Genomic DNA, 13249 nt, shown 5'->3' with positions numbered 1-13249 from the left:
CGGAAGCCGGGCTCCTCGGCGGGGCGGTTCACGGTGAAGCTCATGCGGATCGATTCCCAGCCGTGGGTGGCGGCGAAGGCCCGCACCCGGGTGTACTTCGAGCCGTGTTGCTTGCGGCACTCGGTCACCTCGTAGACCGCTGCCGCGGCGTCGCGGTTGTCGAACATCGGGTGGCCCCACATCTCCCAGTAGCTGTTCCGGGGGTGGGGATCGTCGGTGTATTCCACCGAGACCGCCCAGCCGTTGTCGATGGCGTATTGCGCCTGCACGCGGATGTCGTCGTCGGTGAGGTCGGGAAGAAAGCTGAACTGGCCCTGTCTCAGTCGCATGGGATGTCCTTTCAGGTCGGGATTTCGGTAATGGAGAGGGTGCGGGGGAAGAGGGGGCATCTCCCCCCGCAGAGGCTCACATCGACACCTCGGGGGTCGGTGCGAAGTCCGGTGCGTCGGTCGAGGCGTAGTCGAAGGTGACGTCCTTCCAGGTGTCGAGCGCCTGCTTCAGCGGCGTGCAGGTGCGGGCGGCGTCGCGCAGGATGTCCTCGCCCTCGTTCCAGATGTCGCGCCCGGCGTTGCGGGCGAAGACCATCGCCTCGAGGGCAACGCGGTTGGCCGTGGCGCCCGCCTCGATGCCGTGCGGGTGACCGATGGTGCCGCCGCCGAACTGCAGCACGACGTCCTCGCCCAGATAGGTCAGCAGCTGGTGCATCTGGCCGGCGTGGATACCGCCCGAGGCCACCGGCATCATCTTGTTGAGCGAGGCCCAGTCCTGGTCGAAGAAGATGCCGTTCTCGAGCGCCATTGGGTTATATTCCTCGCGGAAGATGTCGTAATACCCCTTGGTCGTGGCCGGATCGCCCTCGAGCTTGCCGACCACGGTGCCCGCGTGCAGGTGGTCGACGCCGGCAAGACGCATCCACTTGGCGATGACGCGGAAGCTGACCCCGTGCGAGCGTTGGCGGGTGTAGGTCGAATGCCCAGCGCGGTGCAGGTGCAGGATCATGTCGTTGTCCCGCGCCCACTTGGCCATCGACTGGATCGCGGTGTAGCCGATCACGAGGTCGATCATGATGACGACCGAGCCGAGCGACTTGGCGAATTCCGCCCGCGCGTACATCTCTTCCATCGTGCCGGCGGTGACGTTGAGGTAGGTCCCCTTCACCTCGCCGGTGGCGGCGGAGGCACGGGTCACCGCCTCCATGCAGTAGAGGAAGCGGTCCCGCCAGTGCATGAACGGCTGGGAGTTGGTGTTCTCGTCGTCCTTGGTGAAGTCCAGCCCGCCCTTCAGCGCCTCGTAGACCACGCGGCCGTAGTTGCGCCCCGAGAGGCCGAGCTTGGGCTTCACCGTGGCTCCCAGCAGCGGGCGCCCGTAGGCGTTGAGACGCTCGCGCTCGACCACGATGCCGGTGGCGGGACCCTGGAAGGTCTTCACGTAGGCGACCGGCAGGCGCATGTCCTCGAGCCGGAGCGCCTTGAGCGGCTTGAAGCCGAAGACGTTGCCGATGATCGACGCGGTGAGGTTGGCAATCGAGCCCGGCTCGAACAGGTCGAGGTCATAGGCGATGTAGGCGAAGAACTCGCCCTGCGAGTTCGGCACCGGGTCGACGCGGTAGGCCTTGGCCCGGTACTTGTCGCAGGCGGTGAGCCGGTCGGTCCAGACCACGGTCCAGGTCGCGGTCGAGCTTTCGCCCGCCACCGCCGCCGCTGCCTCGACCTCGTCGACGCCGTCCTGCGGGGTGATCCGGAACAGCGCGATGATGTCGGTGTCCTTGGGCGTGTAGTCCGGCTCCCAATAGCCCATCTGGGCGTATTTCATCACGCCAGCGCTGTAGCGCTTCTTCGCGTCGGTGACGGTCTTGGCATTGTCCAGCATGGTCTTCTCCTCCGTGAGCATAATGCGAATGCAGATCCGTGGTCGGTCCGTCGTCGGTCCGTGGTCGGGGGGATCAGGCGGCGTCGGCCGCGGCGATCCTCGGGTCGAGCGCGCCGCTGGCGTAGCGGCTTGCCATGTCGTCGAGCGAGACGGGCTTGATCTTCGAGGCCTGTCCGGCGGTGCCGAAGCGTTCGAACCGGTCGCGGCAGAGCTTGCGCAGCTCTTCCATGGCGGGCGCGTTGAACTTGCGCGGATCGAATTCCTCGGGCTTTTCCTGCGCGATGCGGCGGTACTGGCCGGTCATCGCCATGCGGCAGTCGGTGTCGATGTTGACCTTGCGCACGCCCATGCGGATGCCGCGCTCGATCTCCTCGACCGGGACGCCGTAGGTCTGGGGCATGTGCCCGCCGTTGGCGTTGATCAGGTCCTGAAGCTCCTGCGGGACCGAGCTGCTGCCGTGCATCACCAGATGCGTGTCCGGCAGCTTCTCGTTGATCCGGCGGATGGTCTCCATCGACAGGATGTCGCCGTCGGGCTTGCGGGTGAACTTGTAGGCCCCGTGCGAGGTGCCGCAGGCGATGGCCAGCGCGTCGCAGCGGGTGGCCAGCACGAAATCCACCGCCTGCTCGGGATCGGTCAGAAGCTGGTCATGGCTGAGCTTTCCCTCGGCACCCGAGCCGTCCTCGGCCGCGGCCTCGCCGGTCTCGAGCGATCCGAGCACGCCCAGCTCGCCCTCGACCGAGGCGCCGACCGCGTGGGCGGCGGTGGTGACGCGGCGGGTGATCTCGACGTTGTACTCGTAGGAGGCGGGCGTCGTCATGTCCTCCTCGAGCGAGCCGTCCATCATCACGCTGGTGAAGCCGTGACGGATCGCCGAAAGGCAGGTGGCGTCGTTGTTGCCGTGATCCTGGTGCATGACGATGTGGTTGCCGGGAAACATCTCGGCCAGCGCCTGCACCATGTGGCGCAGCATGATGTCGCCCGCGTATTTCCGGGCCCCGCGCGAGGCCTGCAGGATCACCGGCGCGTCGCAGCCCTCGGCCGCCTCCATGATCGCGAGGCCCTGCTCCATGTTGTTGATGTTGAAGGCCGGAACGCCGTAGCCGTGCTCGGCGGCGTGATCCAGCAATTGCCTCAGCGTGATCAGTGCCATGTGGTGGGTCCTCCCTTGGTCAGACGAGTTGCCGCGCCAGCGCGGCCACGGCGTCGGCGGTGATGCCGAAATGGCGGTAGAGTTCGGGGGCGGGCGCCGAGGCGCCGAAGCCGGTCATGCCGATGAAGCCGTCCTCGGGGCGCAGCATCAGGTCCCAGCCCTGCCGGATCGCGGCCTCGATGCCGATGCGAGGGGCATCGCCCAGCACTGCGGCGCGTTGTTCGGGCGTGGCCTCGGCGAAGAGCTCGAAGCAGGGGGCCGAGACCACGGCGACGGCGATGCCCTCGGCGGCCAGCGCCTCGGAGGCGGCCAGCGCGATCTCGACCTCGGAACCGGTGGCGATCAGCGTCAGGTCGCGCCGGGCCACGTCGCGCAGCACATAGGCGCCGCGGGCGGTGAGGTTGGCCTCGGTGTGCCGGGTGCGCACCGTGGGCAGGCCCTGCCGCGACAGCGCCAGCGTGCTTGGCCGCGCGGTCTGGGTCATCGCGATCTGCCAGGCCTCGGCGGTTTCGACCGCGTCGCAGGGGCGGAACACGAGGTGGTTGGGCATCGCCCGCAACGAGGCGATGGTTTCGACCGGCTGGTGCGTGGGCCCGTCCTCGCCCAGCCCGATGCTGTCGTGGGTCATGACGTAAACCACCGGCAGCCCCATCAGCGACGACAGCCGCATCGCCGGCCGGCAGTAGTCGGCGAAGGCGAGGAAGGTGCCGCCGTAGGGCTTCAGCCCGCCGTGCAGCGCGATGCCGTTCATCGCCGCCGCCATGCCGTGCTCGCGGATGCCGTAGTGGATGTAGCTGCCGGCGTAGTCGCCGGGTTTCACCGGAGCCTGGCCCCTGGTCTTCGTGTTGTTCGACCCGGTGAGGTCGGCGGAGCCTCCGACGGTGTTGGGCAGGGTGCCGTTGACGATCTCGAGCGCCATCTCGCTGGCCTTGCGGGTTGCCACCTTGGGCGCGTCCGACGACAGCCGGTGCTTGTAGGCGGTGATCGCGGCATCGAGGCTGGCGTCGTCCACCGGCGCGTGGGCGGCGCGGAAGGTCCAGGCGTCGGGGCTGTCGGCCAGCCGACGCGCCCAGGCGGAGCGGGCATCCGCTCCCCGCGCCGCGACCGCGCGCCATCCGTCGTAGACCTCGGGCGGGATCTCGAAGGGGGCGTGCGTCCAGCCGAGCGTCTCGCGCGCGGCGGCGATCTCGGCATCGCCCAGCGGCGCGCCGTGCACGTCGTGCGAGCCCTGCTTGTTTGGTGCGCCGAAGCCGATGATCGTCTTGCAGGCGATCAGGGAGGGGGAGGCTTCGGCGCGCGCCGTCTCGAGTGCGGCCGCGACGGCGGTCTTGTCATGCCCATCGACGGAGGCAACGTGCCAGCCCGCCGCCGCGAAGCGCGCCAGCTGGTTGGTGGAGGTGGAGAGGTCGGTGCCTCCGTCGATGGTGATGCCATTGTCGTCCCAGAGAACGATCAGGCGGGAGAGTCCAAGGTGTCCGGCGAGGTCGATGGCCTCGTGGCTGATGCCTTCCATCAGGCAGCCGTCGCCGGCGATGACATAGGTGTAGTGGTCCACGAGATCGTCGCCGAAGCGGGCGTTCATCATGCGCTCGGCCAGCGCCATCCCGACGGCGGTGGAAATGCCCTGGCCGAGTGGCCCCGTGGTGGTCTCGATGCCCTTGGCGTGGCCGTATTCCGGGTGCCCGGCGGTGCGGCTGCCAAGCTGGCGGAAGCGGCGCAGCTGGTCCATCGGCATGTCGTCGTAGCCCAGCAGGTGGTTGATCGCGTAGACCAGCATCGAGCCGTGCCCGGCGCTCATGACGAAGCGGTCGCGGTCGGCCCAGCTGGGGTCCTTCGGGTCGAGCGTCATGAAGCGGTTGAAGAGCACCGTTGCCACGTCGGCCATGCCCATGGGCGCGCCGGGATGGCCCGAGTTCGCCGCCTGCACCGCGTCCATCGCGAGCGCGCGGATGGCGTTGGCCATCTGGTCTTCGGTGCTGGTCGAGATTGTCTGTTGAAGGGTCATCTGTGCCTCCCTCAGGCGCGCTTGGATTCGTTGACGAGCCGCTGGACCATCGGCGTGAAGATGAGCTGCATGGCGAGGTCCATCTTGCCGCCCGGAATGACGATCGAGTTCGCCCGGCTCATCCAGGAGTTCTGGATCATCGAGGTCAGGTAGGGGAAATCGATCCCCCGCGGGCTCTTGAACCGGATCACCACGAGGCTCTCGTCGGCGGTGGGGATCCAGCGGGCGATGAACGGGTTCGAGGTGTCGACCACCGGCACGCGCTGGAAGTTCACGTCGGTCTCGGTGAACTGGGGGCAGATGCAGTGCACGTAGGCGTGCATCCGGCGCAGGATCACGTCGGTCACCGCCTCGGTGGTGTACCCGCGCGAGGCCTTGTCGCGGTGGATCTTCTGGATCCATTCGAGGTTGATGACCGGCACCACGCCGATCTTGAGATCCGCCAGCGCCGAGAGGTTGACCTCGTCGTTCTTCACCGCGCCGTGCAGGCCCTCGTAGAACAGCAGGTCGCTGCCATCCTCGAAAGGCTTCCAGTCGGTGAAGTGGCTCGGCCTCGGCGTCGTCGTGGATGTAGTGGCGGGTCTTGCCGCTGCCGGTCTCGCCGTAGGTGCGGAAGATGTCCTCCAGCGCGCCCAGCTCGTTGGCGTCGTAGGAGAAATGCGAGAAGGTCTCGTCCCCGGCGGCCTTGCGGCTCTCGAGCTCGGCCTTCATGTCGGCGCGGTTGTAGCGGTGGAAGGCGTCGCCCTCGATGCTCACCGCCTTGATGCCTTCGCGGCGGAAGATCTGGTCGAACGTCGTCTTGACCGTGGTGGTCCCCGCGCCGGACGAGCCGGTGACCGAGATGATGGGATGCTTCTTGCTCATGGGACTTGCTGGTCTTTCCTGGGGGCGATCAGACGCGGAACAGGCCGCGGTTGCCGAAGAGGGCAGAGATTTCCTGCTCGGGGAGGTCATGGTAGGCGGTGATGCGGTCGACCTTGGAGGTCGAGCCGAAGACGAAGGGCGTGCGGGCGTGCAGCGAGCCCGGCACCTTGTCGAGGATGCGCGTGGTGGCGTCGGTGGCACGGCCCTGCGCCTGCTCGATCAGCAGCGCGATGGGGGCGCATTCGTAGACCATGCGCAGGCGGCCGTCGGCGTAGCCGGGACGGGCGTCGCGGGGGTAGAGGAACAGCCCGCCCCGCACGAGGATCCGGTGGGTCTCGGCCACCAGCGAGGCGATCCAGCGCATGTTGAAGTTCTTGGCGCGGGGACCCTCGCTGCCGGCGATGCTGTCGTCGATGTAGGCGCGCACGGGCTTCGACCAGTGCCGGTAGTTCGACGCGTTGATCGCGAACTCGGCGCTTTCCTCGGGGATCGTCAGCCGCGTGTTGACCAGCGTGAAAAGCCCGGTCGCGGGGTCGAGCAGGTAGTCCTGCACACCGTCGCCGAAGGTGACGACCATCATGCACTGCGGGCCGTAGATGATGTAGCCCGCCGCCAGCTGCTCGTGACCGGGGCGCAGGAAGCTCGCCACGCCCTCATCCCTGGCCTCGCGAAGCGAGAAGATGGTGCCGATGGAGACGTTGGTCTCGATGTTCGACGAGCCGTCGAGCGGGTCGATGGCCAGCGCCAGCCGCCCGGCGGGGTCGAGCTCGGTGACGTCGTCCTGCTCTTCCGAGGCGTACCAGCGGATGCCGGTGCCCCTGAGCTCGGCGAGGAACGCGGCGTCGGCCAGCACGTCCAACGCCTTCTGCGCGTCGCCGTCGGCGTTGCCGCCCACGGTGCGGTCGAGACGGCCATCGAGCGGGCCGCGGGCAATGCGCCGGGCGAGGTCGCGGCCGACCCGGCCGAGCGCCTCCATCGCGGGGCGGAGACCGGCCGGAATCGGCGCGTCGGGTGAATAGGGGTTCCTGTCGGTCATCAAGGCCTCCTCCTCGACGGGTGACTGAGGCTTGATCTTCCGCATCGGGCGTTGTTAGAAAATTTAAAAAATCTGATCTCTCTTTCGGAGAAATTTAATGCGCAGATTGGCCTCGCTGACGTTCAAACAGCTTCGCGCTCTGGAAGCCGTTGAAAAAACTGGATCAATTTCGCGTGCCGCCGAAGAGCTGGGTCTTACTGCCCCGGCGGTGCACAGCCAGCTCAAGGCCCTAGACCATACCTTTGGCTGTGCCATGCTGTCGCGGGACGGGGCCGGCCCTTTCACCGTTACCGCCGAAGGCGCGGTGCTTCTGCACGCCTACGAGAGGGCCGACGCGGGCCTCCGGATCGCATTGCGAAGAATCGATGCGTTGCAGAAGGGGCTCGCCGGGACGGTGGTTCTGGGGGTGGTCTCGACCGGCAAGTATTTCGCCCCGGGCATCGTCGCCCGCCTGCGCAGGAGCTGCCCCGACATCGAGATCCTGCTGCAGATCGGCAACCGCGACAGCATCATCGGCGCGTTGCAGGACGGGGCGCTGGATCTTGCGATCATGGGGCGGCCGCCGCGGGTGCCGGCGCTCGAGGCGATCTCGCTCGGGGATCACCCGCACGTGCTGATCGCGCCGCCCGATCATCCGCTGGCCGCGAAGCGCGACATCACCCCCGACGAGGTGCTGAACGAGATCATCCTGATGCGCGAGCAGGGCTCGGGCACCCGCATCCTCGCGACCCGGTTTCTGGACCGGATCGGCGAGGGCAAGCCCTATGAGCGCTCCGAGATGGGCACCAACGAGACCATCAAGCAGGCGGTGATCGCGGGGCTGGGGATCGCGCTCATCTCGTATCACACGGTGGTCGAGGAACTGCGCTCGGGGCGGCTGGTGACGCTGGACCTTCCCGGGCTGCCGATCATGCGCCACTGGTTCCTGCTGCACCCGACCGACGCCCCGCTGAGCGGCGCCGCCCGCACCGTGTGGGAGTTCATCGCCGCCGAGCGCGACAGTTTCCTGCCGCGCTGGCCCGCCGGGCACGTGGCCTAGCGCAGCCGGGCGTAGAAGCGGGTCATCAGGAGCGGGGTCAGATACATCGGCACCTGGTAGCAGCCGATGAACAGCAGCAGCGCGTCGGTGGTCTCGGGCGGCAGCGCCACGAGGAAGAGCGCGATGTTGCGGTTGCCCGCGGTGATGGCCAGCGCCGGGATGCGCGGGCCGGGCATCCGGCCCCTCAGCAGCAGCGCCACCACGCATTGCGGCCCGAGATTGGCGGCACAGGCCAGCGCCAGCCACCCGGCCAGCGCCAGCAGGCGCTCGGAGAGGGCAGGGCCCACGGCGGACATGAGCCCCAGCACCATCACCGTCATGGTCAGCGCCGAGAGCCCGTCCATGCGGGCGAGCGCGGTCTCGGAGGGGGTCTTCATCAGCGTCAGGCGCAGCGCGAAGGCGAGCCCCGCGGCAAGTCCGATGGTCATCAGCAGCCGCAGCACCGAGCCCGTGACCGCGGCGGCGCTGCCGAGGGCGGGCAGGGCCCAGAACACCGGAATGACACTGAGCGGCAGCGCCGCGGTGCCGAGGATCAGCAGGCGCAGTGCCGGGGCGGGGTCGGCGCCGACCAGCATGGTGAGGTTCGGGCTCCCCGCCAGCGGCGAGGCGGCAAGCATCAGTATCAGCGCAAGTGCGACGGGCTGGCCAAGCAGACCTGTCGCGGCGAAGAGCGCCAGTGCCGCGAGGGGCAGGGCGAGTTGCCACGCCAGCAGCACGGCGGCGGTCTCACGCAGCTCGTGGAGCGCGCCGACGGCGCGGCGCGGGCCGATCCTGAGGGCCGCGAGGAAGAGCATCAGCGCCACCAGCTCGGGCAGCCATGGTCGCACCGCCGAGGCGACGCCGGGCACCGCGACGCCGGCAACGAGCCCCGCCACCAGCAGCCAGCGCGCGTGCCGGGCGCAGGCCAGCAGCGGGCTCATGCCAGCCCCCGGATCACCAGCGCCAGCCCGGCGAGCCCGCTCACGCCCAGCAGGAGCGCCCGGTAGCGGGTGTCGAGCACCCCGCCCAGCAGGCGCGTGGCGAAGAACCCCGCCAGCGCCGCGGGCGACAGCAGCAGCGCCAGCCACAGCTCGCGCACCCCGGCGAAGCCGCCAAGCCAGAGCCCGGCGATCGAGAACAGGGTTCCGAAGGTGAAGATCGCCGCGAGCGTCGGGCGGGCCTCGCCCGGTGGCTGGCCCTGGAACACCATGGCAAGCGGCGGCGCGCCCACCGAGGTGATCGTCGCCATCACCCCCGAGACCGCGCCCATGCCCAGCAGGTTGCGGTAGGTGAAGCCAAGTCTCAGCCCCGCCACCGACAGAGCCACCGCGCCAAGCACCAATAGCCCGAACACGAGGCTGAAGCCCTGCGCCGAGGCGATGCCCCCGAGCAGCATTGCGGCGATGGCCGCGCCGAGGCCCCGGCCTCCGGCGGCGCAGACGACCGCGTCCCATCGCACCGCGTGCAGCTCGCGCAGGGCGCCGCCCGCGGCGACGGCGAAGCTCATGAGCAGGGCGGGGAAGGGCACGAGCACCGGGTCGATGAGCGCCAGCACCGGCGCCACGGTCAGCCCGAAACCCATGCCGAGCGAGAATTGCACCACGGCGCCCACAAAGACGATGGCGAAGGCGATTGCGGCGACCCAGGGGGCCGCCGCGAGATGTGTCCAGGCCTCGGTCACCTTATCAGCCGCCCGGGCCCTTGCGGATGTTGTCGGGCAGCCACGTGGCGAGCTCGGGGAAGACGATGAGCACGAAGACCATGACCACCATGATGAGGAACATCGGGATCGCGGCGCGGGCGATGAAGTTCATCTCGTGCCCGGTCATGCCCTGCAGCACGAAGAGGTTGAAGCCGATGGGCGGCGTGATCTGCGCCATCTCGACCACCACCACGATGAAGATGCCGAACCAGATCAGGTCGATCCCCTGTGCCCGGATCATCGGCTCGACCACGGCCATGGTCAGCACCACCGACGAGATGCCGTCGAGGAAGCAGCCAAGGATGATGTAGAACACCAGCAGCGCCATGATCAGCTGGAACTTCGACAGCTCCCAGCTGGCGATCAGGTCGGCGAGCCCGCGCGGGATGCCGGTGAAGCCCATCGACAGCGACAGGAACGAGGCACCCGCGAGGATCAGCGCGATCATCGCCGAGGTACGCACCGCGCCCATGAGGCTCTCGCTGAAGGTGCCCCAGCTCAGCGAGCCCTGCGCCGCCGCGAGGATCAGCGAGCCGATGACGCCGAAGGCCGCGGCCTCGGTCGCCGTCGCCCAGCCCATGTACATCGAGCCGATGACCACGACGATCAGGCAGATCACCGGGATCAGGAAACGCGAGTTCTTGAGCTTCTCGACGAAGGACATGTGGGGCTCGGGCGTCGGGTTGAAGTCCCTGGACGTCCACGACATCACCGCCACGTAGCCCATGAACATCAGCGCCAGCACGAGGCCCGGCAGAACGCCCGCCATGAAGAGCTTGGTGACGCTCTCGTTGATGGTCACGCCGTAGACGATAAGCGTCAGCGAGGGCGGGATCATCAGCCCCAGCGTCGCGGCCCCCGCCAGCGTGCCGATGACCATGGTCTCGGGATAGTGGCGCCGGCGCAGCTCGGGGATCGACATCTTGCCGACCGTGGTCAGCGTCGCCGCCGACGAGCCCGAGACCGCCGCGAAGACGGTGCAGCCCACGATGTTGGTGTGCACGAGCCCGCCGGGCAGCCGCGCCATCCACGGGCTCAGGCCCTTGAACATGTCCTCCGACAATCGTGTCCGGTAGAGGATCTCGCCCATCCAGATGAAGAGCGGCAGCGCGGTGAGCGTCCAGCTCGAGGAGGACGACCAGATCTTGGTGATCATCGCGTCGCCGGCGGGGCGCGAGGTGAAAATCTCCATGCCGACGTAGGCCACGCCCATCAGCGCAAGGCCCACCCAGACGCCGGAGCCCAGCAGCAGGAAAAGGACGAAGAGGAAGATTCCGATGGGGATCAGCTGTTCCAACTCATTCTCCCTGGCTCTGGTCGACGAGGTCGGTGGTGATGCCGTGCGACCCGGTGAAGATCAGCCGCACGAGGTGGTCCCAGAACGCCACGGCGAGCATGACGGTGCCGATCGACATCGACAGCTGCGGGATCCACATCGGCGTCGCGTCGAGCCCCTGGCTCAGTTCCTTGAAGCGCCACGAGATCTGGTTGCCGCGGATCGCGTACCACGCGAACCAGGTCGAGATCGCGGTGCCGATGCCGAAGCACCAGAGCTCGCCCCACCAGCGGTGCCTGCCGAGCCCGGTGAGCAACAGCGAGACCCGGATGTGGGCGCCGTGGTTGAGCGCGTAGGCGAAGGCGAAGAAGGACGCCGCGGCCATGCAGTAGCCGGCGTAGTCGGTGGCGCCGGGAAAGACATGCCCGGTCCAGCGCGCCAGCATCTGCAGCACGATGATCGCGAGGATCGCGATCAGGAAGAGCGAGGCGAGGATCCCGCCGATGAGATAGAACGTATCGAGGATGCGCCGAAGCGTCCGTGCGGCGGCCATGCCCTGTCCTCCCTGCCTGTTGTCTGTTGGCCCATGGGGCTTTTTGAGGCTGTCGCGGTGACGCGGCGGCCTGCGCATGGGGCGCGCAGGGCCGGAGATCGAAGTCACCGTCTGCCGGGTGTGCCGGACGGCGCGCGTGGCGCCGCCCGGGTCATCCTGCCGACCGCCCGTCGCGGGGCGACCGGTCCCGTGTCAGTCGTGCCGGGTCACGTGACCCGGCTCACTCGGCCTGGATCACTCGCCCTTGTAGGCGTCGACGATGGCCTTGCCGTCGTCGCCCGCGGTCTCGAGCCACTCGGCGGTCATGACCTCGCCCATCTCCTGCAGCTGGCCCATCAGGTGGTCCGAGGCCCGCTCGACGGACATGCCGTTCTTCTTCAGCTCGTCGAGCGTGAAGTTGGTGTAGTCGATGGACTTCTGCAGACCCTCGGCGGCGGCGGCGGCGCCGCAGTCGGTGATGACCGTCTTGGCCTCGTCCGACAGGTCGTTCCAGGCGTCGAGGTTCACGAAGACCGCGTTGCGCGGCAGCCATGCGTCGACCTCGTAGAAATGCGACAGGTGCTCCCAGACCTTGCGGTCATAGCCGGTGGCGCCCGACGAGATGAAGCTCTCGGCCACGCCGGTGGCCAGCGCCTGGCTCAGTTCCGCCGCTTCGACCTGCACCGGCAGGGCGCCGGTCAGCTCGGCCATCTTGGCGGTCGCCGCCGAGTACGAGCGGAACTTCACGCCCTTCATGCCTTCGATGTCGGTCAGCTCCTTGTTCATGTAGAGCCCCTGCGGCGGCCACGGCACCGAGTAGACGTAGTGCAGGTTGTCCTCTTCCAGCGCCTTCTCGACATAGGGCAGGGCGATCGACCAGAGCTTCTCGTGCTCGTCGAAGGAGGAGACGAGGAAGGGGATCGAGTCGACGCCGTAGAGCGCGTTCTCGTTCTGGTGGGCAGAAAGCAGACGCTCGCCGATCATCGCCTGGCCGGTCATCACCGCGCGCTTGATCTCGGCGCCGCCGAAGAGCGAGCCCGAGGGGTGGGTCACGATCTCGAGCTCGCCGCCGGTGCCATCGGTCACGCAGCTGGCGAAGGTGGCGCCGACTTCCGAATGGAAGTTGGTCGCGGCGTAGGCCATGGGCATGTCCCACTTCTCGGCCTGAGCCGCCGCGCCGATGCCGGCAAGCGCCGTCGCTGCGAGCAGCGTGTTCGCGAGTTTCATGATCTGTCTCTCCCTGTTGTTTGTGTTCTAATGTTTTTTGGTGAGGCTAGTGAAACCGATCCGGGGCGTAGGGCGCAAGATTGATGTTCGGCGTCCGGCCCGAGATCAGCTGAGAAAGAAGCCGCCCGGTCTTGGGGCCGCCCGTCAAACCGACGTGATCGTGGCCGAAGCCCATGTAGGCCCCTTTCACCGCCGGCGATTCCCCGATGATCGGCAGGGAATCGGCCATCGACGGCCGGTGCCCCATCCACTCCGCGGTCTTCTTCCATGTCAGCCCGGGCACCGCGGCGCGGATCTGCTTTTCGAGCAGCTCGAAGGGCGCGCGCGACGGCGGCAGGTCGAGACCGCCAAGCTCGACGATGCCGGCAAGGCGCAGGCGTCCGTCCATCGGGGTCGCGACGAACTTGCCGCTGGCGATCATCACCGGGTTCCGGGGCATGACCGAGGGCTCGTAGAGCTCGAGATGGTAGCCGCGCTCGGATTCCAGCGGCGCGTTGACGCCGAGCTTGCGCGCCAGCGGCCCGGACCAGACGCCGGTGGTGATGACGGCGGCGTCGCAGGGGATGG

The 13249-nt window shown here is 68.1% G+C and carries 12 protein-coding genes and 1 pseudogene; 1 reads left to right on the top strand and 12 read right to left on the bottom strand.

The window, feature by feature from the left end:
• From HC022_RS10150 to HC022_RS10125, 6 genes and pseudogenes are all read right to left on the bottom strand, one after another.
• A partial coding sequence (locus HC022_RS10150; RefSeq protein ID WP_167452347.1) for a ribulose bisphosphate carboxylase small subunit occupies positions 1–329 on the bottom strand: 329 nt, incomplete at its 3' end.
• Between the two features lie 76 nt (positions 330–405).
• Entirely contained in the window at positions 406–1869 is a 1464-nt protein-coding gene (locus tag HC022_RS10145) for a form I ribulose bisphosphate carboxylase large subunit (RefSeq protein ID WP_167452346.1), read from the bottom strand.
• Between the two features lie 73 nt (positions 1870–1942).
• Positions 1943–3022: a class II fructose-bisphosphate aldolase gene (gene fba / locus HC022_RS10140; protein ID WP_167452345.1), complete on the bottom strand. Its 1080-nt coding sequence runs from the start codon at positions 3020–3022 to the stop codon at positions 1943–1945.
• Between the two features lie 19 nt (positions 3023–3041).
• Positions 3042–5027, bottom strand: coding sequence for a transketolase (tkt, locus tag HC022_RS10135; RefSeq protein WP_167452344.1), 1986 nt, complete (start codon positions 5025–5027; stop codon positions 3042–3044).
• A gap of 11 nt (positions 5028–5038) precedes the next feature.
• Positions 5039–5891 (bottom strand): annotated as a pseudogene (locus tag HC022_RS10130) (phosphoribulokinase).
• 28 nt (positions 5892–5919) lie between these two features.
• On the bottom strand, positions 5920–6927 hold the full coding sequence (locus HC022_RS10125) for a class 1 fructose-bisphosphatase (RefSeq protein ID WP_167452343.1): 1008 nt from the start codon (positions 6925–6927) through the stop codon (positions 5920–5922).
• A gap of 97 nt (positions 6928–7024) precedes the next feature.
• Here HC022_RS10125 and cbbR point away from each other — a divergent pair, with 97 nt between their 5' ends.
• A complete protein-coding gene (cbbR, locus tag HC022_RS10120; RefSeq protein WP_167452342.1) occupies positions 7025–7966 on the top strand; it encodes a LysR family regulator CbbR in 942 nt (313 codons plus the stop codon).
• Here the strand turns inward: cbbR and HC022_RS10115 are convergent.
• The 6 genes from HC022_RS10115 to HC022_RS10090 all read right to left on the bottom strand — a co-directional run.
• Positions 7963–8886 carry a hypothetical protein gene (locus HC022_RS10115; RefSeq protein ID WP_167452341.1) on the bottom strand — a complete coding sequence of 308 codons (924 nt, stop codon included), beginning with the start codon at positions 8884–8886 and terminating at the stop codon, positions 7963–7965. The genes cbbR and HC022_RS10115 overlap by 4 nt on opposite strands.
• A complete protein-coding gene (locus HC022_RS10110) occupies positions 8883–9626 on the bottom strand; it encodes a TSUP family transporter (protein WP_167452340.1) in 744 nt (247 codons plus the stop codon). The genes HC022_RS10115 and HC022_RS10110 overlap by 4 nt, the downstream gene beginning before the upstream one ends.
• Before the next feature lie 4 nt (positions 9627–9630).
• Positions 9631–10944, bottom strand: a complete 1314-nt coding sequence (locus HC022_RS10105) for a TRAP transporter large permease (protein ID WP_167452339.1) — start codon at positions 10942–10944, stop codon at positions 9631–9633.
• Position 10945: 1 nt separating this feature from the next.
• Positions 10946–11476, bottom strand: coding sequence for a TRAP transporter small permease (locus HC022_RS10100; RefSeq protein ID WP_089954051.1), 531 nt, complete (start codon positions 11474–11476; stop codon positions 10946–10948).
• Positions 11477–11710: 234 nt separating this feature from the next.
• A complete protein-coding gene (locus HC022_RS10095) occupies positions 11711–12682 on the bottom strand; it encodes a TRAP transporter substrate-binding protein (RefSeq protein ID WP_167452338.1) in 972 nt (323 codons plus the stop codon).
• A 46-nt stretch (positions 12683–12728) separates the two neighbouring features.
• Positions 12729–13249, bottom strand: a 521-nt coding sequence (locus HC022_RS10090) for an FAD-binding oxidoreductase (RefSeq protein WP_167452337.1), incomplete at its 5' end; no start/stop codon positions are given.

The sequence above is a fragment of the Salipiger sp. HF18 genome (genome assembly GCF_011806505.1).
Classification (GTDB): Bacteria; Pseudomonadota; Alphaproteobacteria; order Rhodobacterales; family Rhodobacteraceae; genus Salipiger; species Salipiger thiooxidans.
Note: the sequence above shows the minus strand (reverse complement) of the source record. Positions and strands in the feature narration are given on the sequence as shown.

Bases quoted from the DNA above. Each gene is read 5' to 3' on its own strand.
- HC022_RS10145 (WP_167452346.1), bottom strand. From the start codon at position 1,869: ATGCTGGACAATGCCAAGACCGTCACCGACGCGAAGAAGCGCTACAGC.
- HC022_RS10100 (WP_089954051.1), bottom strand. From the start codon at position 11,476: ATGGCCGCCGCACGGACGCTTCGGCGCATCCTCGATACGTTCTATCTC.
- cbbR (WP_167452342.1), top strand. From the start codon at position 7,025: ATGCGCAGATTGGCCTCGCTGACGTTCAAACAGCTTCGCGCTCTGGAA.
- fba (WP_167452345.1), bottom strand. From the start codon at position 3,022: ATGGCACTGATCACGCTGAGGCAATTGCTGGATCACGCCGCCGAGCAC.
- HC022_RS10125 (WP_167452343.1), bottom strand. From the start codon at position 6,927: ATGACCGACAGGAACCCCTATTCACCCGACGCGCCGATTCCGGCCGGT.
- HC022_RS10115 (WP_167452341.1), bottom strand. From the start codon at position 8,886: ATGAGCCCGCTGCTGGCCTGCGCCCGGCACGCGCGCTGGCTGCTGGTG.
- tkt (WP_167452344.1), bottom strand. From the start codon at position 5,027: ATGACCCTTCAACAGACAATCTCGACCAGCACCGAAGACCAGATGGCC.
- HC022_RS10095 (WP_167452338.1), bottom strand. From the start codon at position 12,682: ATGAAACTCGCGAACACGCTGCTCGCAGCGACGGCGCTTGCCGGCATC.